The sequence below is a fragment of the Pseudomonas sp. GW823-FHT04A03 genome (genome assembly GCF_058796615.1).
In genome coordinates this window covers 461,441-486,716 of record NZ_JBXAIV010000001.1, presented here as the reverse complement: position 1 = coordinate 486,716, position 25,276 = coordinate 461,441, and the positions used below count along the sequence as shown (strand labels likewise).

Here is a 25,276-nt window from a genome sequence, read left to right as displayed (position 1 = left end):
CCTTCCTCGATCGCACGGAGCCCCGGCGCGCTTGATACGCACTGATAGGCTCGTCGACCTTAGCGCGAGGCAGGTCCCGGCGACAACCCGGCGTTTTCAGTGCCCCCAGATAAGTTCTTCGGTCCAGCCCAGTTCGGTGAAATCCTCGGCTCGCAAACCGGACTCGCCGGCACAGAAAAACTCGTCCAGTTGTGGCGGTTTCACCGAGGTGCCGCTGAGCATCGCGTGGACCTGGCCACGGTGGTGAATCTGGTGTTCGAACAGATGCGAAATCATCCGCAGACGACTGTCGTGCTGCGGCGTGTCGCGGGCGATGGTCACGATGCGCCCCAGATCGGCATCGCGCAGTTGCTCGCAGTAGGCGATCAAGCGGCGGTCGACATGCGCCTGTTCACGGCGCAAGGCCTGCGCCTCGGTAAAGGGCTCGTCAGCGTTGAAGAACACGTAGCAATCGGGATGCGGCTCGTCACCGCGCAACTCGCGTTCCAGCGCGTCGACGTAGAACCAGTCGCAGGTGAGGATGTGGTTGAGGGTCAGGCGGATGCTCGGGAAGAAACTCACCCGTGGCGCTGCCAGCTGCGCGTCGTCGAGCTGGCTCCAGGCCTTGGCCAGTCGGTGGTTGGCCCAGGCGTTCTGGTAGGCCATGGTCAGCAAATGGTGGGACAGTGGCTGAGTCATGTCGCGCCCTCCGTGTTTCAAGTCTCGGCGAAGCGTTGCAACTGCATCTCCTGCAAGCGGCTGAGGGTCCGGCGGAACGGGAACTCCAGGTAGCCCTCGGTGTACAGCGCGTCCATCGGTACTTCGGCCTCGATGTACAGCGGCACCTTGCGGTCGTAGCACTCGTCGACCAGCGCGATGAAGCGGCGCACGCCGTCGTCGTGCACCGACAACTGCGGCAATTCACGATCGCCGGCTACCACCCGCTCCGCGCCATCCTCGGTACCACGGGCGATCCGCCCTTCGCGCTTTTTAGCACTGAGGTTCGGCACCTCGCTCAACAGGATAGCCCGGTAGGTGTCGCACAGCGCGATGAAATCCATGGCCGCGAACGGTTGCTCGCACAGGTCGGCATAACGGCACCACAGCACCGAATCGCTGGCCTGCACCACGTTCAGGGCGCGGTAACCGACCGGCACCGGCTCGGCACTGACGGTCTGCCCGGCGGCCAATGCGTCGAACACCTGACTTAGCGCGCTCTGCTGCTCCGGCAGAGCGACCCAGTAACGCTGCTCGATGGCGCCGGGATGCAGGCGGTGATCTTCAGCGCCGTTCACCGCGACCACTTGCATGTGCTGCTTGATCGCGGTGATCGCCGGCAAAAAGCGGTCGCGGTTGAAGCCGTCGGCATACAGCTGATCCGGCGGCAGGTTGGAGGTACAGACCACCACCACGCCTTCGTCGAACATCACCTGAAACAGGCGCCCGAGAATGATCGCGTCACCGATGTCATTGACGAACAGCTCATCGAAACACAGCACCCGCACCTCGGCCGCCAATTCACGAGCCAACGCCCGCAATGGATCGGCGATCCCGGTCAACTGAAAGGAACGCTGGTGCACCCAGCCCATGAAGTGATGAAAGTGCTGCCGCCGCGCCGGCACCCGCAGGCTTTGGTGGAATTGATCCATCAGCCAGGTCTTGCCGCGCCCGACCGGGCCCCACAGGTAAACGCCGGTGACCGAACGGGCACCGGCGTGCAGGGCTTCATGGCATTTTTGCAAGGCCCAGACCGCGTGTTCCTGGGCTTCATCCTGGATGAAGCCCTTGTGGTCGACGGCGTATTGCCAGGCGCTCAGGGGGGAGTCGAAAGTCATGCGCGGCAGTATGCCACGATGGCTACAGGGAAATATCCAGCCGAGCGATTTTGCCCTGTTCGTTGAGCCGGAACGTGTAGCGCAACTCCAGCGGGCTGCCGGGAAACGTTCCGGAGATCAGTCCCTGCACCAGCACTTTACCGGTGCGCTGCTGGACTCCGAGCACTTCGACCCGAGGCTGATAGCGCTTGGCGGTGTCTTGCATCCAGTTGGCGATGGCCTGCGGGCCGACCTGATGATGGCCTTCATCGAACACGTGGGCATCCTCGGCAAAAAAACTGCCGACCCGGGACGTATCGCGAGCATTGGCGGCGTTGATGTACTCAACGATGGCCGGGGCGAGGATCGAGGTGGGATGGAACATGGTTACAGCTCCTTTTTTCGGGTTCTGTCGCCATCCTAGAACAGCCCTGCGTCAGTTCCTGTCAGGAGTGAAACGGCCGTTTTCGTCCAGTTGCATCTGCCGTTGCCAGGTGCGCAACAGGTCGCTGCGACGCCCCGGATAGCGCTCACCCTGCACGCTGGCGGCGGCAATCCGGTCGGTGCGAAAGGTGCGATAGGCGCCGCGCAATTCACACCACGCGACGATGATCCGCACCTCGTTGAGAAAGCCCAGCGCCAGCGGCCAGATCAAACGCTGGCTCTGCACCTGCTGCGCATCGGCGTAATCGATGTGCAGCTTGGACTGATCGCGGATCGCGTGACGGAAAACGTTCAAGGGCACCGCGTTTTGCGGAAAGCCGTAACCCGACGGCCCGGGCATGACGGTCGGATTGCGCAGCGCTTCCTGGGCCTGCGGGTCCAGCACCGCAGCGATTTTCGCCAGCGCATCCGCCGCAGCCTTGCTCAGGACTTCGTCACCACGCTGATCGACATAACGCAGGCCCAGCACGATGGCTTCGGTCTCGTCGGCGTTGAGCATCAGCGGCGGTAGAAACAGACCGCTGCGCAGCACATAACCGATGCCCGCCTCGCCATGGATCGGCGCCCCGAGTGCGGTCAGTTCGGCGATGTCGCGATAGAGGGTGCGTTCGGAGATTTCCAGCTCGGAGGCCAGCGTCGCCGCGGTGACCGGGCGTTTCTTGCCGCGCAGCACTTGCAGCAGGGTCAACAGACGAGTGGTTCGCGACACGGTGTGAGGCTCCGGGCAAAAACTTGCCGGAGCTTAGCAGAGCCTGGTGTCAGAAATTGTCAGGAGCGTTCACCAGGCTCGGAGGGGGTCACGCGTCGACTTTGTGCCGGGCCGCGTACAGGCAAAGCATCTCCATGGCCAGGGTCGCCGCCGCCAGCGACGTCACGTCCGCGTGGTCATAGGCCGGGGCCACTTCCACCACGTCCATGCCCACCAGATTGATCCCGCGCAGGCCGCCCAGGATCTCCAGCGCCTGCACCGTGCTCAACCCGCCGCACACCGGAGTGCCGGTGCCGGGTGCAAAGGCCGGATCGAGGCAATCGATGTCGAACGTCAGGTACACCGGGTTATCGCCGACTCGGGCGCGAATGGCCTCGACGATCGCTTCGCAGCCACGGCGATGCACCTGCCGGGCGTCCAGCACCTGAAAGCCCTGATGATCGTCGTTGGTGGTGCGCAAGCCGATCTGCACCGAACGCGCCGGATCCACCAGCCCTTCTCGCGCGGCGTGCCAGAACATGGTGCCGTGATCGACCCGCTTGCCACCCTCGTCCGGCCAGGTGTCGCTGTGGGCGTCGAAGTGGATCAGCGACAGCGTGCCGTGCTTGCGCGCATGGGCCTTGAGCAGCGGATAGCTGATGAAGTGATCGCCGCCAAAGGTGAGCATCGCGCTGCCAGAGCTGAGGATGTGCTCGGCGTGGGCCTCAATGCTTTCCGGGATGGTGTGCGGCGAGCCGTAATCGAAGTCGCAGTCGCCGTAATCGATCACCGCCAGATGATCGAACGGGTCGAACGCCCATGGCCAGTGCCGTTCCCAGGCAATCCCGGTGGACGCCGCGCGAATCCCGCGCGGCCCGAAACGCGCGCCCGGACGGTTGCTGGTCGCGGTGTCGAACGGCACACCGCTGACCGCCACGTCCACGCCGCGCAGGTCACGGCTGTAGCGCCGGCGCATGAAACTGGTGATCCCGGCGTAGGTGCTTTCGGCGGCGGTGCCGAAAAGGCTGTCACGGGTCAGGGCCTGATCGTTTTGCATGGGCACGTCCATCGGTGTGTTCCTGTTGTTATGAAGGGCTATTGACGGCTACGGAAAGTGGTCCACAAGCGCGTGCGCTGACGCATGTCCTTGAGGCTCATGCTGTGGTCGGCGTACAGCCGCTCGCGCACTTCTGGCTGGGGAAAAATGTCCGGATCGTTGCGCACTGCTTCATCCACCAGCGGCGTGGCGGCCTGGTTGGCGGTGGCGAAGAACAGCGTATTGGTCAGCGCCGCCACGGATTCGGGGCGCAACATGAACTCGATGAAGGCGCGTGCGGCTTCCGGGTGCGGCGCGTCTTTCGGGATGGCGAGGTTGTCCTGCCACACCAGCGTGCCTTCCTTGGGGATCCGGTAGGCCACTTCAAACGGCTTGTTGGCCTTGCGCGCCTGATCGGCGGCCATGCTCGCGTCACCGTTGTAAGTCAACGCCAGACAGACGCTGCCGTTGGCCAGATCGCTGATCTGCCGGCCAGTGGCGACGTACAGCACCGAGGGTTGCAACTTCTGCAACAAGACCTCGGCGGCGGCCAGATCGGTCTTGTCGGTGCTGTAGGGATCTTTACCGAGATAGTGCAGCGCGAGGCCGATCACTTCCTGCGGTGAGTCAAGAATGGCGATCCCGCAATCCTTGAGCTTGCTGGCGTATTCCGGCTTGAACAGCAGATCGAGGCTGTTGAGCGGCACATCCGGCAGCCGTTGTTTGACGGCTTCGACGTTCATGCCCAGCCCCAGCGTGCCCCAGGTGTACGGCACGCCGTAGCGGTTGCCGGGATCAACCGCCGCCAGTTTTTCCAGCAGATCCGGATCGAGATTGGCGTAACCCTTGAGCCCTTCGTGAGGGATTTCCTTTAACGCGCCGGCGGCCAGGCCACGGGCCAGCACGCTGGACGAAGGCACCACCACGTCATAACCGCTGCCGCCGGTGAGCAGTTTGGTTTCCAGCACCTCTGACGTATCGAAGGTGTCGTAGCGCACGTGGATGCCGGTTTCCTTTTCGAAGCGCTGCAAGGTTTCAGGCGCCACGTAATCGGCCCAGCTGTAAAGATTGAGGGTTTTCTCTTCGGCCTGGGCGGCGATGGAGACGGTAAGCAACAAAGCGGGCAAACACAGCTTGAAGACGGGAGCCATGACGAACACCTGACCGAAGGAAGTGGTGGCAGGATGCGCCGTCGGATACATTCGAGAAATATCAAGTTTGTTAACCTGACTTTATCCAGGAGCAATGTAATGCTCGGTCAGCTCCACGATGTCGATCTTCAGCTTCTGCGGCTGTTTCTCGGCGTGGTCGAATCCAACGGTTTCAGCGCCGCGCAGGGTGAACTGGGGCTGAGCCAGTCGAGCATCAGCCAGCAAATGGCCAAGCTTGAGACGCGTCTCGGCTATCGGGTATGCAACCGTGGCAAGGGCGGTTTCAGCCTGACGCCCAAGGGCGAGCAACTGTTGATTGCCGCGCGGGCGCTGTTCGACTCGATCGAAACCTTCCGCCATCAATCCAACGGCGTCGCCGGGCGCCTGATCGGCGAGGTGCGCCTGGGTCTGTCGGAGGCGGTCGATCAATCGGTGCTGCAACGGGTGGCCGAGGCGATCCGGCGTTTTCGCGAACGGGACGAATCGGTGCGCATCGAGCTGATCAGCGCCATGCCCGGCGAAATGGAGCGTCTGTTGCTGCAACAGCGGCTGGACCTGGCCATCGGTTATTTCTCCCAGGTGCAGAGCGCGTTCGACTACCGCGAACTGTTCAGCGAGACCCAGCATCTGTACTGCGCGCCCGGCCATCCTCTGTTCACCAACGATGCTCCCGATGACGCCGCGTTGCAGGCTTGCGACCGGGTCGATCACCCTTATCGATTCCTGCGCAGTGACGAGCCGTTTCAGGGCAAGGTCTGCTCGGCGCGCTCGGAACAGGTGGAAGGCACCCTCGCCTTCATTCTGTCCGGCAAACACGTCGGTTATCTGCCCAACCATTACGCGCGCCAATGGCAGGACAAGGGCCTGTTGCGACCGGTGCGCGAAGGCGAATTGAGCTTTGACGTGGCGTTCCATCTGGCCCGCCATCGGGCGCAGGTGCCTGGAGATGCACAGAAAGCCTTTGAGCACGATTTGCTCTGCGCCTTTGGTCGAACCTGACCTTTTGGGCAGTTTTAATGCGTTGCCCTCGCCTCCCGCTTACGGCATCCTGCGCACCCATTTTCCGACCCGGCCCCGCATTGCGGCACGCAAACCACCATGACCGTCTCTGAAAAAGCCCCGCGCAACAACGATCTGATCTACGGCCTCAACGACCGTCCGCACTTCACCGCAACGGTGTTTGCCGCGCTGCAACACGTGCTGGCGAGCTTCGTCGGCATCATCACCCCGACCCTGATCATGGGCGGCGCCCTCGGCCTGCAAAGCGAAATCCCGTACCTGATCAGCATGGCGCTGTTCGTCTCGGGCCTCGGCACCTTCGTTCAGGCCAAGCGCTTCGGCCCGGTCGGTTCGGGGCTGCTGTGCCTGCAAGGCACCAGTTTTTCCTTTATCAGCGTGATCCTCAGCGCCGGTTTCATGGTCAAGGCCCGGGGCGGCGGCACCGATGAAATCCTGTCGACGATCTTCGGCGTGTGCTTCTTCGCCGCTTTCATCGAAGTGGTGCTGAGCCAGTTCATCGGCAAGTTGCGCATGCTGATCACCCCGGTGGTGACCGGCACCATCATCACGTTGATGGGCCTGTCGCTGATCAAAGTGGCGATGACCGACATTGCCGGCGGCTTCGGCGCGGCGAATCTGGGCGCGGCCAGTCATGTGTTCCTGGCGGCGCTGGTGCTGGGCACCATCGTGGTGTTGAACCGGGTTGATGTGCCGTTCCTGCGCTTGGGCGCGATCGTCATCGGCCTGACCCTCGGCTACGTGGTGGCGTGGCTGATGGGCACCGTGGATTTCGCCAACCTGCCCGAAGTGCCGGTGGTCAGCGTACCGGTGCCGTTCAAGTACGGTTTCAACTTCGACTGGGTGGCGTTCGTGCCGGTGGCGGTGATTTTCCTGGTGTCGCCGCTGGAAGCCGCCGGGGACCTGACAGCCAACTCGATGATTTCCCGTCAGCCGGTCAAAGGCCCGCTGTACATCCGCCGGATCAAGTCCGGGCTGCTCGCCGATGGCCTCAACTCGGCAATGGCGGCGGTATTCAACAGCATGCCGATGGTGACTTTCGCCCAGAACAACGGGGTGATTCAGCTCACCGGCGTGGCCAGCCGTTACGTGGCGTTCTTCATCGCCGGCCTGCTGGTGTTGCTGGGGCTGTTCCCGATGATCGGCGCGGTGCTGCAACTGATGCCGAAACCGGTGCTCGGCGGCGCAGAGCTGGTGATGTTCGGCACCGTGGCCGTGGCCGGAATCAAGATCCTCGCCGAGGCCGGCCTGCATCGGCGCAACATGCTGATCGTGGCGATTTCCGTCGGCATGGGCCTGGGCATCGCCGCCGTGCCGGAAGTGCTGCGCGAACTGCCGCAGGCGCTGCGCAACATCTTCGAATCGCCGATCACCGTTGGCGCACTGTGTGCCATCGTGCTGAATATCTTCCTGCCGGAAGAATTCATCGAACTGGAAGAAGATGATTTCGACCCGGAAGCCTCTATCCTTCAAGTCATGGAAAACCCCGACCTGCCGGCCAAAGCTGAACCCGCAACCAAGCCCGCTGTCGCACAGTTGAACCGTTGATCCTGTCCGCTCCATGAAAAAAGGGCTGATACCGACGACGGTTCAGCCCTTTTTCAATGAGAGAGCATCAATGCGCCGTCTCCAAGCCGTCATCCTGTCCCTGCTTCTGCTCTCCCTCAGCGCTTGTGCGCTGTTCCCCAACCGCGACCCGGTGAACATCAACGTGGTCGGCCTGGAACCGCTGCCGAGCCAGGATCTGGAAGTACGTTTCGCGATCAAGCTGCGGGTGCAGAATCCCAACGAAACGCCCATCGACTACAACGGCATCGCGCTGGATCTGGAGGTCAACGGTCACTCGCTGGCGTCGGGTGTGAGCGATCAAAGCGGCTCGATTCCACGGTTCTCCGAAACCATCGTCAGCGTCCCGGTGAGCATTTCCGCGTTCTCGGTGCTGCGCCAGACCCTCGGCCTGAGCCAGACCCAAACCCTCGACAACCTGCCCTATGTGCTGCGCGGCAAACTGGCGGGCGGTTTGTTCGGCACGATGCGTTTTGTCGATACCGGCAAGCTGAGTCTGCCGAGGGCCAGTGCCGCAACCTGGTAAAGATGCGGTAGCCTGCACGGCCCACTGTCAGAACATGGAAGCCGTGGTTTATGGAAGACACTCCCACGCTGTACACCGAACGGCTGATATTGCGTCCGCTTGAGCTGGCGGATGCCGAGGCCATCCAGCAGCAATTTCCCCACTGGGAAGTGGTGCGATATCTGAACGCCTTCGTGCCCTGGCCTTATCCGGACGACGGCGCCCTCACCTACCTGCGTGACATTGCGCTGCCTGCCATTGCAGCGGGCAAAGAGTGGCACTGGACGATTCGCCTAAAGTCGGCACCGGAGCAATTGATCGGCAACATCAGCCTGATGGACGAGCCGGACAACCACCGTGGGTTCTGGCTCGCCCCGGCCTGGCAGGGTCAGGGCTTGATGACCGAAGCCAGCGAAGCCGTGAACCGGTACTGGTTCGAAACCCTCGATCAACCGTTGATGCGCGTGCCGAAAGCCGCACCGAACCTTGGCTCGCGAAAGCTCTCGGAGCGCACTGGCATGCGCTTGATCCGCACCGATGAGGACAACTTCGTCGGCGGCCGATTCCCACGGGAAATCTGGGAAATCACCCGCGAAGAATGGCGGCGCCGACGAACCGTCAAACCGTGAACCGCACACCTGGCTTGGCCCGCTCGTCCACGCTCAACTCGAACACATCCGGCCGCGCATAGTGGCCGACCACGTCATAGTCGTAGCGGGCGCGCACCAGTTCTTCGGTGTCGATCTCGGCGGTGAGCAGCCCGGTTTCGCCGCGCAACGGCCCGGCCAGCACATCGCCCATCGGCCCGACGATCACGCTGCCACCGGCGATCAGCGGTCGATCCCCCGGCCAGTTGGCGATCTCCACACCCAGTTCATTCGGCGAGGCCTGCACCTGACAGGCGCTGACCACAAAGCAGCGCCCTTCATGGGCGATGTGGCGCATGCTGACTTGCCACATCTCGCGCTCGTCCACGGTCGGGGCGCACCAGACCTCGATGCCCTTGGCGTACATCGCGGTGCGCAGCAGCGGCATCATGTTTTCCCAGCAGATCACCGCGCCGAGTTTGCCGACCTGAGTGTCGAGCACTGGCAGCGTCGAACCGTCGCCCTTGCCCCAGATCAGCCGTTCGGTGCCGGTCGGCATCAACTTGCGGTGTTTGGCCACCAGGCCTGCCTGCGGGTCGAAATACAGCGCGGTGCAATGCAAGGTGCTGCCGGCCCGCTCGATCACGCCGATTACCAGATTTGCGCCAGTGCGCGCCGACAGCCCGGCCAGTGCTTCGGTTTCTGCGCCCGGCACATCGATGGCGTTGGCGAAGTAACGGGCGTAGGCCTCGCGGCCTTCCGGCAAGCGATAACCCAGCTGCGTGCCGAAGCCCTCGCCTTTCGGATAACCGCCGAGCAACGCTTCGGGCATCACCACCAGCGCGGCGCCGGACTCGATGATCGCGGTTTCCCAGCTCAGGATCTGTTCCAGGGTTTCAGCCTTGCCACCGGGCAAGGCTCCGATCTGCAGGGCGGCAACGATTGATTTGGGCATGGCGGTCACTCCGTGAAGTTCAGGTGTTGCTCATTCTCCGGCGCCACGGGATCATGAATAAAGACCGACCCACTGCTGAATGATATGAGCCAGATGAATATCGCGACCGTCGACCTCAACCTGCTGAAAGTCTTCGAAGCCCTGCATGAAGAGTCCAGCGCCAGCCGCGCGGCGTTGCGTCTGGGCGTGACCCAGTCGGCGGTCAGCGCGGCTTTGCGGCGGTTGCGCGAGTTGTATGGCGATCAATTGTTCGTGCGCACCGGCCGGGGGCTGGCGCCGACGCTCAAGGCCAACCAGTTGAAACCGGTGGTCAGCGATGCCCTGAACAAATGCCGACAAAGCCTGGCCATGGTCGACCCGACCGCCAATCACTACGAAGGACGCTCGGTCACCGTGGGCCTTTCGGACGATTTCGAGATTGCTTATGGCCGCCGGCTGATCGAGGAAATCGCCCGCCGCGCACCGAAACTGCGGCTGATCTTCCGCCAGACCCACAGCCAGATCGTCGCCCGGGCGTTAATGGAGCGCAGCATCGATCTGGCGATCACCGCTGGCGGGTTCGCCGAGCGGTTGCTCAGCCGTCAGGTGTTGGGTGAAGGGGGCTATGCGTGTCTGGTGGATCCGGCGAGCCTGGCGCCGGGCCAGCAGCAGATCGATCTGGAAGAATTCGTCACCCGTGAGCACCTGCTGGTGTCGTCGGGCGGTTTTATCGGGATCACCGATGAAGGGCTGGCGGCACTGGGCCGCAGTCGCCGGGTCTGCGCCTCGACCACGCATTTCGCGGCGTTGCCGCATCTGCTCAAGGGCAGCGATGCGGTGGCGACCATTCCGACCCACGCCGCGCAGGCCATTGCCGCAATGAGCGGGCTGGCGCTGCTGCCCTGCCCGCTGGCGCTGCCGCGTTACCCGATCGAACTGGGCTGGCGCACCAGCACCCAGATCGATCCGGTGGTGCTGACGGTGCGCGAAGCGATTGGCGCCAGTTTCAGGGCCGAGTGATTACTTGTTGGCCGCCATCAGGCGATTGACTTCACTGCGTACCATGTTGGCGAATTCCGGCGGCGACATGCCGTCCAGTTCGGCGCGCACGAATTCCGCCCATTTACCCTTACGCTTGGAGCGCTCGCCGAACAACCGCGCGGCTTCGCCCTTGGCTTTGCCCAGATTGTTCTGCCAGAGTTCGAACAGTCGGGATTTTTCATCTTCCAGCGCGGCGCGCTCTGCGAGGGATTTGTCGGCCAGATTGAAACTCATCGGGAATTACCTGCTGCATGAAATGGCGACATCTTACACGCTGGACGGAAACCTCTGACGCTGGTTTTTGATCCGGATGGAAAATCGCTGCAACTTTTCAAGTCGCGCCGCACTCCATTGTTCACTGTCCATTCACCTGCAAGGAGTCACCCAATGGCCCGGAAAACCGCCGTTCAAGCCGCCGAAGACCAAATCAAGGACCAGGCCTTCAGCGAACTTCAGGCGCTGATCGAAGAGTCGGAAAAACTGCTCAAGAGCAGTGCCTCGCTGGTCGGCGAGGAAGCGGAGACCCTGCGCGGGCAAATCGCCCAGAAACTGCAGCAGGCGCTGGATTCGGTCACCAGCGTACGCGACCGCACCAAACCGGCGGTGGACGCCACCGAGAGCTACATCGGCGGGCACCCGTGGCAGACCGTGGCGATCTCCGCCGGGTTCGGTCTGGTGGTCGGATTGCTGCTCGGTCGCCGCTGAGCGCGAACAAAAAAAGGCGAGCCCTCGGGCTCGCCTTTTTCATGTCCGGCAAAAACTCATTCGCCGGCCAGTTCACGCAGTTGCGACAGGGTCTGTTGATCCAGTTCGATACCCCTGGCCAATGACTTGGCCCGCTGCAAATGCCGCCGATCCCCCGGCAAACGCTTGAGCCCGACCCCGTGCATCTGCCGCACCAGTTCCTGACTGCGTTCGGCGAAGCTTTGCCCGGCGGACTTGCTCGGGTCGATCACGATCAGCAACTGACCGGTCCACGGGGTCTTGGCCCCCGGATGGTTCTTCCAGTCGAATTCGAACGAAAAGTTGCCACCGGTCAGCGCGGCGGCCAGCAGCTCGACCATCATCGACAGCGCCGAGCCTTTGTGCCCGCCAAACGGCAGCAATGCGCCGCCTTCCAGAATCGCCTTCGGGTCACAGGTCGGCTGGCCGAGACTGTCGACGCCCATGCCTGCCGGCAGTTTCTCGCCCTTGCGCGCGGCGATCTGCACGTCGCCATGGGCGATGGCGCTGGTGGCCAGGTCAAACACGATTGGCGCACCGTCGGCCCGGGGCGCGGCGAAGGCGATCGGGTTGGTGCCGAACAATGGCCGGTCGGCGCCGTGAGGCACCACGCAGGTCATGCTGTTGACCACGCTCAGCGCCACCAGGCCTTCGTCGGCGAAAGGCTCGACGTCCGGCCACAGCGCGGCGAAGTGATGGGAATTACGGATCGCCAACACCGCGATCCCGGCACTGCGGGCCTTTTCCACCAGCAGTGGACGTGCCGCCGCCAGCGCAGGTTGAGCAAAACCGTTGCCGGCATCGACGCTGACGAATCCTGACGCCACGTCCTCGACCTTCGGCACGGCCTGACCATTGACCCAGCCGCTGTTGAGCGTCGAGACATAACCGGGGATCCGGAATACGCCGTGACTGTGCGCACCGTCCCGCTCGGCGTTGGCGCAATTGGCGGCCAGCGTTCGGGCGACTTCGGCCGAGGTGCCGTGACGGGTGAAAATCCTTTCCAGCAATTGAGTCAGCTCGTCCAGGGACACCGTGGACGAGACCGCATGATCGTGTGGCGCAGACATCTGAAGCTCCAGAGTAATTATTGGAGGGAACAACAGCGAACGAACAACCCGCCCGAGGATTAACCATGGCCGGCCGGTTGCCTGTCAACCCCGCAATATTTATCTACCACCTTCGCCCTCTTCAGCCGCCCTAGCCTTGCGTCTCGACCCACCCGTGTGCGCCAGCGCACGCTCCCGAGAGACTCGACAATGTCTGCCCCCATCAAACCCTTGTTGTTCCCCGAAGTCTTCGATTCCCCCGGACTCTGGACCGATCTGGGCAAGGCCCATGGCCTGTCGGAGCACGAATTCAGATGGCTCGCTCATGCAAAGCTGTCCACCCATGCCTTGCGCAGCCAGCAGACCCCGGCCATGCGCGCCGAACAGGTTCTGCTTAACGTTGGCAGTGAAATCCCCGTGGCGCTGGCGGGCGCTTTTGTTCTCGGTGAAGCGCCCGTCAGCAAGGCCCTGATCCTTTACACCGCCTATGACGGCATCAAGAAATTCCATGACCGCGCCGACTTGAAACAACAGCTGGAGCGACGACTGAACAATGCCGATAACCAGGCCAATCTGTTTGCGTTCCTGTCGTTGCCGCAACGCAAGCGGCTGTTCGACGCCGAAAACATAACGGTGTCGTTCAGCCTCATCGAAGGTGATGTATTCGATGAAAACACCGCGGCCATCCAACAGGGGCAAGTTCTGAATGCGCAAGCCATGCGTGCGGAGCTGGAGCAGCTGCCGACACTCAATCGCCTGCTGGAAAGCATTCTGGATGAATTGCTCAAGCCGCATTTCGGCAGCTTGCAGCAAAACCGTACTCGTGTCGGCTTCTACACCCTGGACGATGCCACCGGCGCCGATGCCGCGATGCCAACCAGACATTGGCTCGACTCCATGAGCCTGAGCGATGCGGTGCTGTTGCATTACCGGCATCAACAGTGGCCGACCGCCGCGCTGCGGGAGTTCAGCAACCCAGGCAGATCAGTCACCAAAGGCGATCAAACGCAATGGGAAGAGGCTGTCAAAGGCGCGTCCGGAATGTTGCCGGCGCTGCTGTTCCGGCAACTGGAACACTTTTGGAATGCGGCATCTGCCGACGGGTCGCCGCGCCGCACGTTCTTCGCCGACGTGCTGCAAGACCAGGCACGCAGCGAATGGATGATCAAACGCGAAAACGGCATTCTCGATGCAACGCAGTTCAACGCACTGCATCAGCTGATAACGCACGATGCACAAGGCCCGCAACGCCCTCTCACCGAAACCGTGCGGCTATGGGAGCACGAAGCCAACTACGTCGAACTGGCGGGGTCGCTGATGATAAGCGCCAGTCAGGCATTTCTTTACACGCCGGTGCAGGGCCTGCAAGTTCTCACCGACTACAAAGACCTGAAACAGACGTTGCAGAGCAAGTTCATTGCCAAGGGCCATGAAGACGAGCTCTACGGCCTGCTCAGCCTGGAAGAGCGCAACCGATTTCTCGGTTTCGACCAGCCGCAGGTATCGGGAGACCGGATCATCGGAGAAATCTTCAAGATCCTCTTCGAATTGATCATCACCAAGCAGCGGCAAAACATCGAATACGCCTTGCAAGTGTTTCGCCACAGCGATGGCGCGGTAAATCTGCACGCCCTGTTCGACAAGAGCCTGGACATCCGCTCGATGATTCATGAGCGTTTGCTGGCGCTGGACAGTGCAGGTCGATGGAGCACGCATCCGGTGCTTGCAGGCAACCAGCAACCCTCTCAGGTACTGGCAGACAAGGCGCGTGCGGCGATCAAGACATTCAGCAGCGTCGAGGGCCCGCTTGTCACAATGCTCGAGACCCAACCCATGGCGCATCAGGAGGCCCAACGGCCGGTTCTCGAAAGCCTGAAGTCGATGCTTGCTCATGCATGGTCTATCGGTGTCACCGGCGAAGCCCGGTTGCGGGTGCTGGGTGACAGCCTTTCGGCCTCCGTACAGGCAATTGTCAACACCGTGATCAACGCTGATCAGCCGACCCGTGCGTTGCGGCACTCCCTCGAGGGCTTTCGCCCCGATGCCTATACGCTCAGCCTTGAGTCTTCAGGTCAGCAGAATCTGCTGCCGCTCGCCCATTGCCTGCTGATGACCGAACGCGGCGGCCTCGACGTCAGTCACTCCGGACGGGCAGTGATCTGGACACCCGAGCTGGGTCTTGAAGTGTTCGACACTGTCGCCGCTGCACGGCGCATGCTCGATCAGCGGCTGCTGCACAGCGTGCAACGTCTGTCGTTACTGGAGAACCTGCTGCCCGCGCAGTTTCAGCCACATCAGCGCTACACCCTTGGGGCATTTCAAATCATCGAACACAACGTGCTGCACAATCGCATGCAATCGGCCATCGAGCATTTTCTCGGGCGCTGCGAGCAGGTGCGCACCGGCGTGAAAGATCCCGTCAGACGCAACAATGCTCTGACGAAACTGCGCAATCAGGCTTTTCACACCAACCTCAAACTGGCGACGGCCCATGCCCGGGCCATTGCCACACAACAGACCTACCCGGCGTGGCTGGGCATGGCAGCGAACGCGCAGCAGAAACTGCACGTCGAACTCATGGAGCAGTGGCGCCAGAGTGTCGTCGACGACAAGGACTACCTGACAGGCGTGCCGACACTGGTCAGCCATGTCGAGCAGACCTTGAAATCACTGCTCGACAGTCGATTCCCCAAGAGCGTGCTCAATCCCAGGCACATTCAGATAACGCCCAATCTGGCGCTGGCCGGGCCTGCCAGAAACCTGGTCGAGTTTGCCCTCAATCACATCAATATCGCTCAGGGCACTGGCTTCAAGGTCAGCTCGAGAACCACCCAGCCCCTTCCGGACGGGCTGAACCAAAGCGCTGTGACACAGCTGCTGCTGTCCCTGGCGATACCGACCACCTACAGCGACAAGGTCCGTGAGGCGCTATCGACGACATCGGTGGCGGGTCTGGCCCGGCAACAGGTTTTTTCCCGCCAGGTGCCCTGGCAATTGCTGCAACACGCTCATGCCCTGAAACTTCAGCAGCATTTGTCCGAGACGGCCTTCAGTTACATCCGCCAGGTACTGGACATGCCGGATGCCATCGCCCGCGCCGCCGTCGCCGGGACACACGCCATCGTGTGCCCGCTGTCATTGATCAAGACGGAAAAGGCCAGCGCCGTCGAAACATGTGGACTGTATGTGTTGGCTCCCGGTACCGGGCACAAAGGCCCGTTGGTGCTTTATACCCCGTATGCCGAGCAGGCCTTTCACGAATTCCCCGATGAACAGGGTCTGATTGCCGCCCTGAATATTCCGGGGCTGCTGCAGAATCTGTTGCTCCGTCGCCTGCCACCAACACAACGCGCAACATTTCGCAGCCTGTTCGCCGACACCTTCGGCCAGACCAGTGAAATAACGCTCGATTACCGCCCGATCGGGGGCAACCTGCTGGAACGGCTGTTCCGGGACAACCTCGATTTGTTGAAGCAGATGCTCGGGTCGCAGAAAGACAGCGACGGGCAATCCGACTGGGACAACGCCAAAGTCCTGTTCAGTGACGAGATCAAACAGGTCACGGACATGCTGCAAGGCAAACTCGCCTATGGGCGCTTTCTCTGGCAAGCCTACGACGACTTCAAGGACTCGGCCGAAGCCCTGCAGAATCATCACTGGAAAAGAGCACTGAAGTCTTTTATCGACGGCGCAGAGCAGATGGTGCTCGTCGGTCTAATGCCGGAGATGTCGGCAGAAAGCGCAGTGAGCGCCGAGGTCGGCGAGCAGGCGCTCGCAACCGGTACCGGAAAAGTCGAAAACCTGATTGCACCGACCTTGGCCGAGATCGAAACCACCTCGCCACAACGCACACGCCTGCAGCGTTTCGAGGCGACGGATGTAGCGCTCAAGGACCTCACGTACAGCACCGCGCAGGGCGTCTATCAGAAGGCCGCGAACAACCGCAGCTATGCGGCGGTTGATGGCAAGGTCTATCAGGTCGTCAAGAATGGTTCGACTTGGCAATTGGCCAAAGATCAGGAACGCGGACCGTTGCTGTTAAAAAGCGGTTCGCGGATGGTGCAGATCGCTCACGGCCAGACCGTTCATTACGGCAAAGCGTTCTCAAAAATGCTGGAGCACAACAAATACACACGCCTTCGCCGCACGATGCTCAACATCGAAGCCCACGGCATGGAAGAAATCACTCGACGCTACCCCGAAAAAGCCCGGGTTATCGGGCATGCAGTCGGGCTGGCCCGGGATTATGCGTTCAATTGCCTGCACAACCTGGCGATTCTGGACATCAACGCTGTGCCCGGTGGGCGGGTCAACCGGTTTCTCATGGAGTTTTTTGATGTCCCGCGCATCACAACGCAGATCCTGTCCAGGATAAAAACGGCGATTTTGCCGATCTGCAACGCCCTGGTGGATCCCGCTGATGATTTGCTCAACACCGACCGGTTCATCGTCGGCTCGACCCGGTGGTTTCACGACGTGATTGCGTTTGTCCTGGATGGCGATCAGCAGAACAAGGTCCATTTCACCCAGCACTTTTTTGACCAGGACCTGGGGGACTACGTCCCCGTCGTTGCGCAAGGGTTTGATATTGACGGTCATGCGCAAGCCGAGACCCTGATCCACGAACTCGCCCATCAACTGAGCAACGCCTGGGATATCGCAACCGTACGCGGGCGAGAGCCTTTCTGTGACCTGATATCGTCCGTGACACCCGACGGCGCGAAGTTGCTCCAGTCATTGCAGGACGAACGGAGAATGGCACTGTCACTGGCCACTCCCCGGGCACAACTGTTTGCGGAATGGAACCCGGATCGCGCGATCTGGATCGACTTTGACAGGGTTCCCGAAAAAGAGACCACGGCTGCGGAGATTTTCAAGCAAACGAACAGTACGACAATGAACGAGGCGCGCAATGCGTTCATGGATCAGCAGTCATCGGATGCCCGGGTCGGTGTCATCCTGCACAACGCCGACTCGATCGCCCTGCTGATCTGCGAAGTCGGCCGGCAACTGGATCCTGTCCCGACCATTTGACTCGCAAAAAAATGCGCAGGCTCGACACCTGCGCATTGCTCGACAACCGTGGACTCAGTCCTTCTGGTCACGCAGGACGTTGCCCGATGCACCGTCGATGCGGAACTCGTACACCACACCGTCAGCCTTGCGCCCTTCCCCTTTCCAGTAGCCGTCATTGTCGGCCTCGATCTCGTAGACCTCGACATAACCGGCCTTGGTCTTGACGATTTCGATGGCTTTTTCGATGGTGATCCATCCAGCCCCCGGCCGGTCGGCCAATGCCGCGCCGGCACTCAGCAGACTGGCTGTCGCAACGAAAGCGGCCAAAGTTCTTTTGATCATTTTTTCACTCCATTTATGGTTAATGTTCTCGATACGTCCTGGTTTTTGGGGCGTTTGAGCGAAAAAAAGTTCCACGTTTGATGGGTAATTGCCATGACGGTTGTTCTCGGCACCTCCCCCCAAAGGTTAGAATGCGGGAAATCAGGACGAGTCAATGACCCAGAACACCCTCTCGGAAGCCGAATACGATGCGATCACCGATGCCGCCGCGCATTGGTGCATGCGTCTGCACGCCGTCGACTGCACCGTTGAGGAGCGGCTGGCGTTCGAACAGTGGCGCAACGCGCATCCACTGCACGCGTTCGAATACGAGGCCATGCTGGAGATCTGGGATGTCGCCGAACATTTGCCACGCCCGGAACCTGCGGTCGTCATACCGATCACTCCGCCCGCCAGGACGTGGCGCCAATACGCGGTAGCCGCCTCCGTTTGCGCGCTGGCGCTGCCGCTGGCGGCCTGGACCGGATGGAATCTGGGGTGGCTGCCCAACAGCTATCAACACTTCGCCGCCACCGACAATGTGCGCCATGTCACTTTGGGTGATGGCAGCCAGGTCGAGCTGAATCTCAACAGCGAACTGACCTACAGCAATTACAAGGACGAGCGTCGCGTCACCCTGAAAAAGGGTGAGGCCTTCTTCGAAGTCAGCCATGACCTGAGCCATCCGTTTGTCGTCAGGGCTGCAGAGGGCAAGATTCGCGTCACAGGCACCCGCTTCAACGTATGGATGTACGAAGATCAGGTAAAGGTGAACCTGATCGAGGGTTCGGTGCTGGTCACCAGCAACACTCAGCTGTCAGGCGATGGCTTGCGCCTCGGCCCTTCGATGCAGGCTCGCTACCGACACGGCGACTTCATGCCGCAAATCAGCCAGACCTATGCCAGCGACACTTCGCTGGCCTGGCGCAGCGGCAAACTGGTACTCGACAACCTGTCGCTGAACGAAGCGCTGCCGCAGATCAACCGTTACCTGGACAAGCCTCTGATGCTCGCCGACAACTCGACCGGCTCGATCCGGATCGGCGGGATCTACAACATCAAGGAATTGAACAGCTTCGCCAGCTCCCTGCCCAAAGTATTGCCGGTCTTCCTGACCCGCAACAAGGACGGTAACCCAGTCATCAATCCGATGCCGCAGCAACCGCCAAAAAACTGAAGGCCGTTCCCGTGAGGGAGCGGCCTTCTGCTTTCGTGCCTGTCAGCGTCTTTCAACGTTGATTATTGCGCCGCGACCTTCCCCGCCTTTTCCAGATCATCGCGCACGGTCTGCACCTGATACTGCGGATCGGCCTTGATCTGCTGCTCGGTGAACGGCAACACGCTCCACTGTTTCTTCGAGAAAGCCTCGGTCTGATCGCGGGAATATTTCGACGCCGGATCGCTGGACAACGAGAATGCCAGCAGCCCTTGGGCATGCGGGCCCTTGTCGTCGAACGTCACGACTTGCAGATAACTGGTGCCACTGACCACTTCCAGCTTGCCGTCTTCACGGGGCACGCTCTGAATGGCGTTGTAGATGCCAAGCGTACCCGGGCCACCGTGAATCGGCGTTTGCTGGCCACCACTGCTGACCACCTGGACATCGCCCCAGCGTGTTTTCTCGGTCAGGCCCATTTTGGCAGCCGACTCGGCCGACGCCAGCATCGCCTCGCGCAGAACCTTGGCCACTTCCGGCTTTTCAATGGCCAGCCCGCGTGGGGTGTGCTGCGCATCCTTCGGATCGAACGCCACACGCCAGGCCTGCGGCAATTCCTGCATCGCTTGCATGATGGTCTGGAAATGCACCAGACCGATGCCTGACTCCAGATTCGCCCGGCCGTCCCATGCTTTCAGGCTGCTGCACACCGGTTTCAACGCTGCCTCAGGCTGCGACGCACAGAACTTCAACAGATCCGGCACCACCTGAGTCGCCAGGAATACCTGATCGTCCATCACCATGTGTTGCAGGTCCTGCACCGACACCGGGCCTTTCTTGCTCAGCGTCGTCAGGCGATCCAGCGCAAAGCGCGAACGCAGGCCCAGTGGCTGGCCGTCCTGGCTGATCAACGGCGAGAAACCGGTCAGCGGTTGCGCCGGGTTGGCCAGCCACGCCGAGTCGTTGGAGTGCTGGACGAAGTCCTTGCGCAACAGCTGCGGCAACTGGCTGGAGGCGTAAATGCCCTTCTGTGCTGCTTGCGGGTCGATGTCCCACGCGCAGGCGCTGTTGGAGCCGTCGAGCACGATCATTTGCAGGCCGATGCGCGGGTCGCTGCACCTGGCCAGTTTGTCGGCACTGACGTTCGGCACCACCGACAGGTTCATGTACAGCGTCTGGCCCTTGTCATCCACGGCCAGGGTATTGACCCACGGGATGCCCTGGATCGTATGCACCGAATCCTGCAGATCCTTGAGATTGCCGGCGCGGTTCATGGCGTACCACTGTTTCAGCACCCGGTCGTTGTCGAGGTTGGCATCGCGCAGGCTATAGGCGTAGTGGTTGTCCCAGTCGAGCTTGCCGGGCCACTGCACGATCGGGCCGAACTGCGAACTGTAGACATCCCGCTGGACCGGCACGACCTGGCCGTCCGCCTGTTTGACCTGCACCGTGACGGTCTGCTTGTTCATCGGCAGGGACTGGCCGTCGAGCAGGTAACGGGTCGGATCCTTCGGATCGAGTTGCAGGCGATACAAGGTGAAATGCTTGGACGAGTCGACGGTGTGGGTCCAGGCCAGGTGTTGGTTGAAACCGATATTGATCATCGGCAGACCCGGCAGCGCCGCGCCCATCACATCCAGTTTGCCCGGAATGGTCAGGTGCATCTGATAGAAGCGCATACCGCCGACCCACGGGAAATGCGGGTTGGCCAGCAGCATGCCGCGGCCATTGAACGAGCGCTCGCTGCCCACCGCGACTGCGTTGCTGCCACGGTCAAGCGCGAAGCGTTGCAGGCGCGTGTCCGCCAGTTGGTAAGCCCGCGCATCGTTTTTAATCTGTGCAGTGGCCTGCGGCGGTGTAGCCCCTGCCAGCGCTTCGGCAAACTGGCCGACACCGCCCTCGACCAACAGACGACGGGTCAGCTTCACCAGGTCTTCGGCGGCGATATCGCGCACCCATTCGCCCTGGCACTGTTGCGGCAATCCCTGCTGGCGACGCTCGGCCAGGTAGCGGTTGTAGCCGGCGGCGTAACCTTCCACCAGATCACGCACTTCGACTGGCTGCGCCTGCCAAAAGGCATTCACCGCCTGTGGGGTATTGAGCCACTGGAAGAACACGTCACTGACGCGGTTCTCGCGCTCTTCGACCGTCAATTGCTCAGGCCCGAAGTACCGCGACCGCTCGCCGTTGACCGTCACGATCTCGTTGGCCAGCAGGCACAGGTTGTCCTGCGCATAGGCATAACCGATGCCGAACCCGAGACCACGTTCGTTTTCCGCACGAATGTGCGGTACGCCAAAGCCTGTGCGGCGGATGTCGGCGCCGGTCTGGCCGGAAGGGCTGAACGCCTGCGCCGACAGACTCAGCCCGAGAAACAGGCCGGCAAGGGTCAGTCCGGTGAATTGCCTGGAAATAGTCACGCTCGCTCCTGATCGAAATGCCGAAGAGCGAACCGCCCGCCACCGTGAACACGTCGGGCCCGGCTCGCTCTGAAATCACCCACGCGTCACGCGCAATGAGCCTGTCCAGAAAACGAAGCCGCGGAAAAAAAATTTAGTCGGTCACACAGCCCTCTCGCACCGTAATCACGGGGAAAAGACAAAACGGCGACAAATTTTCTACATTTTTCGCTTCATGATTTGTCGAGCTGAAACGTCTTGTTTAGAGAGAGCACAAAAAACCTTTCCTGATCAGGCTCTGAAAGGAGTAATCGCATGTACAACCCACCCCTACCATCGGAAGGTAGCCAGACCCCACAAGGAGCGCACATGGGTTCACACGCTGACGTATTCGGGCAACGGGTCGAGCGTCACGGCAATGAACGCATCCGCTTGCTGCTCAAAAGCTTCGGCCTGCGCACCAGCCTGATTCGCCTCAAGGTCATCGACACCCTGCTGGTCGCCGCCGAGGACGACCGTCGTCTGGGTGTGCGTGGTGTCCACAGTCAGTTGCTGGATCTTGACATTCCGTTGTCCTTCCTCAGCGTGCGCGAAGTACTCAAGCGCCTGTGCGCCGAAGGCGTGATCACGTTCAACGATGACAAGAGCTACAGCCTCCATCCCCAGGCTGCCGCGGTGCTCAACAACGACTGACGCGCCCGGCAGACGCCGTCAGGGCTTGACCTTGCGGCGCATCACGCCGTTGATCACCACGACCACCACTGCCACGCCGATGGCGATGTACTGGAAGGTTTGTTCGCTGAGCTTGCCGGCGTTTTGCAGCCAGGACAGGCCAAGCATGATCAGCAGTACGGCGACGGCGATCAGAATCGAATATATCAAGCGTTGCTTATGGGTCATTACAGGTTCCTGAACCGTTGGAATGTATCGGGTTTGTATCGGCGTTGATGCCATGCGCATACCCTTTGACGGGGATGCGCCGCAGTAAACGGGGTCTCATGTTACAGCCGATGAAGAGCTTTGGCTTCAAACGGCGTTAACCATGAGGATCCTTGAAATGCTGCGTCGAATCACCTGGCTGATTCCTGTCCTTGCACTGCTCACCCTGAGCGGCTGCATCATCTTTCCCCACGGCGGCTGGCATGGCGATCATCGTCACTATGGGCCTGGCCCGGGCTACTACTACCATCGTTAAGTCATCTCACGGAAAGGATGCCCGTATCCGTCCGTTCAAATGCAACAACGGATTTTAGCGTCAGGAAAAATGCCCACAGGAATGTGGGCATTTTTTATGGCTCGGCGATTACTGATGTAGGGAATTTCGCCTGGTCGAGCGGGAATGTCGCCCTCCGCAACATCACGCATAACCGCGTCACAGGCCGTCACACCAACGACGTAGGATCAATCCCTTCTCCTCCCTACCCTTTGCGCTCCCTCTCGACGATCGTGAAAGCGCATGCAAAAAACTCTTATCAACCTCCCGCCACGCCAAGCGCTCGGCTTCTGTCTGGCGATCACGCTGTTCGAATGGCTGACTTACATGGCCAGCGACATGGTCATGCCGGCCATGCTGACCGTCACCCGTGATCTGAAAGCCGAGGCCGCTCACATCCCCAACGCGTTCAATCTGTATCTGATCGGTGGCATCTGCCTGCAATGGCTGATCGGGCCGCTGTCCGATCGGTTCGGCCGGCGCCCGTTGCTGCTGGGCGGTTGCGCACTGTTCGGCGTGACCTGCGCGGCAGCTGTCGCCACGCCCGGCATCGAAGTGTTCAACGCCCTGCGCCTGTTGCAAGGCATGGGCCTGGGGTTTGTCGTGGCCGTCAGTTACCCCGCGCTTCAGGAAGTCTTCTGCGAGGCGGATGCGGTGCGCCTCATGGCGCTGCTGGGCAATGTCGCCCTGCTTTCGCCCCTGCTCGGCCCGTTGCTCGGCAGTCTGCTGCTGGAATGGCTGAGCTGGCGCGAGCTGTTCCTCGGTCTGGGCCTGATCGCGACGCTGACCTGGATCGGACTGTATGCCTGTATGCCGGAGACGATCGGCGTTGTCCGTCACGACGGCGGTCAGCAAGCGCCGATCCCCTTCTCCTTTCGCCAGATCAGCAGCCGTTATCTGGCGCTGCTGCGCAACCAGCGGTTCGTCGGCATCTGCCTGGCACTGGGTCTGATGAGCCTGCCGCTGATTGCCTGGATCGGACTGGCGCCGCTGCTGCTCGTCCAGTTGCTGGGACTGACCACGCGCGAATATGCGCTGTGGCAGATTCCGGTTTTTTCGGCGGTCATCGTCGGCAATCTGATCCTCGATCGACTGCTCGCGTCACGGGATCTGCCGCAACTGATTCGTCTGGCGCTCTGGCCGTTCTGCCTGGGTTTGCTGACCTTGATCGTCATCGCACTGACCAGTATGTCCCTTGCAGGGTTGATGACCGGCCTTGCGCTGTATGCCGTGGGGCTGGGCATGAGCAACGCCGCCCTGTACCGACTGGCACTGTTTTCCAGCGATGACAGCAAAGGTCTGGTCTCCGCCGCGATCGGCATGATCTCGATTGCCGTGATGGGTATCGGTGGTTCGCTGATCGCGGCTATCGGTGGCGGCACCCGTCTTGAATCCTTCGCCATCTTGGCGGCGCTGGGCGGTCTGCTCAGCCTGCCCCTGCTGTACCGGTTTCTGCCACACATCCCGACAGACTCCGCCACTTCCACATAACAACAAGGACGCCTGATGAACCACTTCCCCCACAGCGACGCGCTTTGCGCGTTGACGCAACCCTATTGTCCGGATTCAGTGCCGGACGGCCTGTTCGACCAGGCCATGGCCGAGATCAGTCGATTTCACTGCCAGCACACTCCCGGCTACGAACACTGGCTGAACGCCAATGGCCTGACAGTAGGTGACCTGGATCACCTTGATGACTGGTCACGGCTCCCGCCCGTTTTCGCCAGTTATTTCAAGCGCCAGTCCTTGCTCAGCTCCACCGCAACGGACGCACTGGAACTTACTTCCTCCGGCACCAGCGGCGAGAAAAGCCGCATGCGTTACGACGAACGTAGTTTGGGGGCGGCCCAGAACATGGTCGAACGAATCTTCCAACACTACGACTGGAACACCCCGCACTCCCCGTGCAACTACCTGCTGCTGAGCTATGAGCCCGAGGGCAGCATCAGCCTGGGAACGTCCTTTACCGATCAGTTCCTGTGCCGGTTTGCTCCCGTCAATCGCGTGGCCTACGCACTGCGCCGTACGGGCGGCGGTCATGAGTTCGACGGCTTTGGCGTGATCGCAGCCTTGCAGTCCTTCGCCGAAGAAGGTTTGCCGGTACGGATTTTCGGCTTCCCGGCGTTTCTCTGGCAGACACTGCAACGCATGCAGGCCACCGGGGTGGCGGACCTGCAACTGGCAGAAGGCTCGTTGACGCTGTTTGGCGGCGGCTGGAAAACCCACGCGGCGCAAGAGATTCCCCGCCAGCAACTGTACGAGCGCATTCACCGCCAATTGGGCATCGAGATGTCCCGCTGCCGGGATGGTTATGGCGCGGTCGAGCATGCGGTGCCTTACCTCGAGTGTGCTCACCATCATTTCCATGTGCCGGTCTATTCGAAGGTTTTCGTGCGTCATCCCGCTGACTTTACGGTGCAGCCTTACGGTCGTCAGGGCTTGCTGAGTTTTGTCTCGCCGTACATTTCATCGAGCCCCGCGCACGCGGTGGTCATGAGCGATCTCGCCACTCTGTACCCCGGCGCCAGCTGTGGCTGCGGGCTGCCTGGCGACTGGTTCGAACTGCATGGCCGCGCCGCCACCACGGCTGGCCGAAGCTGCGCCATGGCCGCCTCTGAACTGCTGGGGAAGCACTGA

General features: G+C 61.2%; 24 protein-coding genes. 12 read left to right on the top strand and 12 right to left on the bottom strand.

What is annotated here, in order from left to right:
* Positions 1 to 96 precede the first annotated feature (96 nt).
* From AC1Q9F_RS02080 to AC1Q9F_RS02055, 6 genes are all read right to left on the bottom strand, one after another.
* Complete coding sequence (locus AC1Q9F_RS02080; protein WP_207982619.1) at positions 97 to 678, bottom strand: DinB family protein; 582 nt, start codon at positions 676 to 678, stop codon at positions 97 to 99.
* Positions 679 to 695: 17 nt separating this feature from the next.
* Complete coding sequence (zapE, locus tag AC1Q9F_RS02075; RefSeq protein WP_207982618.1) at positions 696 to 1,814, bottom strand: cell division protein ZapE; 1,119 nt, start codon at positions 1,812 to 1,814, stop codon at positions 696 to 698.
* Between the two features lie 22 nt (positions 1,815 to 1,836).
* Positions 1,837 to 2,178, bottom strand: a complete 342-nt coding sequence (locus AC1Q9F_RS02070) for a nuclear transport factor 2 family protein (protein WP_134019821.1) — start codon at positions 2,176 to 2,178, stop codon at positions 1,837 to 1,839.
* A 51-nt stretch (positions 2,179 to 2,229) separates the two neighbouring features.
* Entirely contained in the window at positions 2,230 to 2,946 is a 717-nt protein-coding gene (locus AC1Q9F_RS02065) for a helix-turn-helix transcriptional regulator (RefSeq protein ID WP_492619131.1), read from the bottom strand.
* Between the two features lie 88 nt (positions 2,947 to 3,034).
* Positions 3,035 to 3,994: an agmatinase gene (gene speB, locus AC1Q9F_RS02060; RefSeq protein WP_085745795.1), complete on the bottom strand. Its 960-nt coding sequence runs from the start codon at positions 3,992 to 3,994 to the stop codon at positions 3,035 to 3,037.
* Between the two features lie 26 nt (positions 3,995 to 4,020).
* Entirely contained in the window at positions 4,021 to 5,112 is a 1,092-nt protein-coding gene (locus tag AC1Q9F_RS02055; RefSeq protein ID WP_492619132.1) for a polyamine ABC transporter substrate-binding protein, read from the bottom strand.
* Between the two features lie 99 nt (positions 5,113 to 5,211).
* Here AC1Q9F_RS02055 and AC1Q9F_RS02050 point away from each other — a divergent pair, with 99 nt between their 5' ends.
* The 4 genes from AC1Q9F_RS02050 (at position 5,212) to AC1Q9F_RS02035 (ending at position 8,829) form a co-directional block, all read left to right on the top strand.
* A complete protein-coding gene (locus AC1Q9F_RS02050) occupies positions 5,212 to 6,111 on the top strand; it encodes a LysR family transcriptional regulator (protein ID WP_492619133.1) in 900 nt (299 codons plus the stop codon).
* 99 nt (positions 6,112 to 6,210) lie between these two features.
* Entirely contained in the window at positions 6,211 to 7,677 is a 1,467-nt protein-coding gene (locus AC1Q9F_RS02045; RefSeq protein ID WP_492619134.1) for a nucleobase:cation symporter-2 family protein, read from the top strand.
* 70 nt (positions 7,678 to 7,747) lie between these two features.
* Positions 7,748 to 8,221: an LEA/WHy family protein gene (locus AC1Q9F_RS02040; protein ID WP_007957522.1), complete on the top strand. Its 474-nt coding sequence runs from the start codon at positions 7,748 to 7,750 to the stop codon at positions 8,219 to 8,221.
* Between the two features lie 50 nt (positions 8,222 to 8,271).
* Complete coding sequence (locus tag AC1Q9F_RS02035) at positions 8,272 to 8,829, top strand: GNAT family N-acetyltransferase (protein WP_492619135.1); 558 nt, start codon at positions 8,272 to 8,274, stop codon at positions 8,827 to 8,829.
* On the opposite strand, the gene AC1Q9F_RS02030 is transcribed toward AC1Q9F_RS02035, so the two are convergent.
* Positions 8,819 to 9,742 (bottom strand): carbon-nitrogen hydrolase family protein, encoded by a 924-nt coding sequence (locus AC1Q9F_RS02030; protein ID WP_492619136.1) that lies wholly within the window; start codon positions 9,740 to 9,742, stop codon positions 8,819 to 8,821. The genes AC1Q9F_RS02035 and AC1Q9F_RS02030 overlap by 11 nt on opposite strands.
* Before the next feature lie 84 nt (positions 9,743 to 9,826).
* Here AC1Q9F_RS02030 and AC1Q9F_RS02025 point away from each other — a divergent pair, with 84 nt between their 5' ends.
* Positions 9,827 to 10,741 carry a LysR family transcriptional regulator gene (locus tag AC1Q9F_RS02025; RefSeq protein WP_492619137.1) on the top strand — a complete coding sequence of 305 codons (915 nt, stop codon included), beginning with the start codon at positions 9,827 to 9,829 and terminating at the stop codon, positions 10,739 to 10,741.
* Here AC1Q9F_RS02025 and AC1Q9F_RS02020 read toward each other — a convergent pair whose 3' ends face one another.
* The gene (locus tag AC1Q9F_RS02020; RefSeq protein ID WP_007957535.1) at positions 10,742 to 10,996 is read right to left on the bottom strand and encodes a hypothetical protein; all 255 of its coding nucleotides are present in this window, start codon (positions 10,994 to 10,996) and stop codon (positions 10,742 to 10,744) included.
* Between the two features lie 153 nt (positions 10,997 to 11,149).
* On the opposite strand from AC1Q9F_RS02020, the gene AC1Q9F_RS02015 reads away from it, so the two are divergent.
* On the top strand, positions 11,150 to 11,467 hold the full coding sequence (locus AC1Q9F_RS02015) for an ElaB/YgaM/YqjD family protein (protein ID WP_007957537.1): 318 nt from the start codon (positions 11,150 to 11,152) through the stop codon (positions 11,465 to 11,467).
* 56 nt (positions 11,468 to 11,523) lie between these two features.
* On the opposite strand, the gene AC1Q9F_RS02010 is transcribed toward AC1Q9F_RS02015, so the two are convergent.
* Positions 11,524 to 12,555, bottom strand: coding sequence for an Ldh family oxidoreductase (locus tag AC1Q9F_RS02010; RefSeq protein ID WP_492619138.1), 1,032 nt, complete (start codon positions 12,553 to 12,555; stop codon positions 11,524 to 11,526).
* Between the two features lie 189 nt (positions 12,556 to 12,744).
* Between AC1Q9F_RS02010 and AC1Q9F_RS02005 the strand changes: the two genes are divergently transcribed.
* Positions 12,745 to 17,568, top strand: a complete 4,824-nt coding sequence (locus AC1Q9F_RS02005) for a dermonecrotic toxin domain-containing protein (protein WP_492619139.1) — start codon at positions 12,745 to 12,747, stop codon at positions 17,566 to 17,568.
* 54 nt (positions 17,569 to 17,622) lie between these two features.
* On the opposite strand, the gene AC1Q9F_RS02000 is transcribed toward AC1Q9F_RS02005, so the two are convergent.
* Positions 17,623 to 17,892, bottom strand: coding sequence for a PepSY domain-containing protein (locus AC1Q9F_RS02000; RefSeq protein ID WP_085745803.1), 270 nt, complete (start codon positions 17,890 to 17,892; stop codon positions 17,623 to 17,625).
* A 154-nt stretch (positions 17,893 to 18,046) separates the two neighbouring features.
* Here AC1Q9F_RS02000 and AC1Q9F_RS01995 point away from each other — a divergent pair, with 154 nt between their 5' ends.
* The gene (locus tag AC1Q9F_RS01995; RefSeq protein WP_492619140.1) at positions 18,047 to 19,048 is read left to right on the top strand and encodes a FecR family protein; all 1,002 of its coding nucleotides are present in this window, start codon (positions 18,047 to 18,049) and stop codon (positions 19,046 to 19,048) included.
* A gap of 62 nt (positions 19,049 to 19,110) precedes the next feature.
* Here the strand turns inward: AC1Q9F_RS01995 and pvdQ are convergent, their stop codons facing one another.
* Complete coding sequence (pvdQ, locus tag AC1Q9F_RS01990) at positions 19,111 to 21,447, bottom strand: bifunctional acylase PvdQ (RefSeq protein WP_492619141.1); 2,337 nt, start codon at positions 21,445 to 21,447, stop codon at positions 19,111 to 19,113.
* 294 nt (positions 21,448 to 21,741) lie between these two features.
* Here pvdQ and AC1Q9F_RS01985 point away from each other — a divergent pair, with 294 nt between their 5' ends.
* Positions 21,742 to 22,119, top strand: a complete 378-nt coding sequence (locus AC1Q9F_RS01985) for a fe2+ zn2+ uptake regulation protein (protein WP_207982607.1) — start codon at positions 21,742 to 21,744, stop codon at positions 22,117 to 22,119.
* An 18-nt stretch (positions 22,120 to 22,137) separates the two neighbouring features.
* Here AC1Q9F_RS01985 and AC1Q9F_RS01980 read toward each other — a convergent pair whose 3' ends face one another.
* The gene (locus tag AC1Q9F_RS01980; protein WP_007957552.1) at positions 22,138 to 22,326 is read right to left on the bottom strand and encodes a hypothetical protein; all 189 of its coding nucleotides are present in this window, start codon (positions 22,324 to 22,326) and stop codon (positions 22,138 to 22,140) included.
* Positions 22,327 to 22,483: 157 nt separating this feature from the next.
* Between AC1Q9F_RS01980 and AC1Q9F_RS01975 the strand changes: the two genes are divergently transcribed.
* The 3 genes from AC1Q9F_RS01975 (at position 22,484) to AC1Q9F_RS01965 (ending at position 25,276) form a co-directional block, all read left to right on the top strand.
* Entirely contained in the window at positions 22,484 to 22,621 is a 138-nt protein-coding gene (locus tag AC1Q9F_RS01975; protein ID WP_007957554.1) for a hypothetical protein, read from the top strand.
* 261 nt (positions 22,622 to 22,882) lie between these two features.
* Positions 22,883 to 24,130 (top strand): MFS transporter, encoded by a 1,248-nt coding sequence (locus tag AC1Q9F_RS01970; protein WP_492619142.1) that lies wholly within the window; start codon positions 22,883 to 22,885, stop codon positions 24,128 to 24,130.
* Between the two features lie 15 nt (positions 24,131 to 24,145).
* On the top strand, positions 24,146 to 25,276 hold the full coding sequence (locus AC1Q9F_RS01965; RefSeq protein WP_492619143.1) for a LuxE/PaaK family acyltransferase: 1,131 nt from the start codon (positions 24,146 to 24,148) through the stop codon (positions 25,274 to 25,276).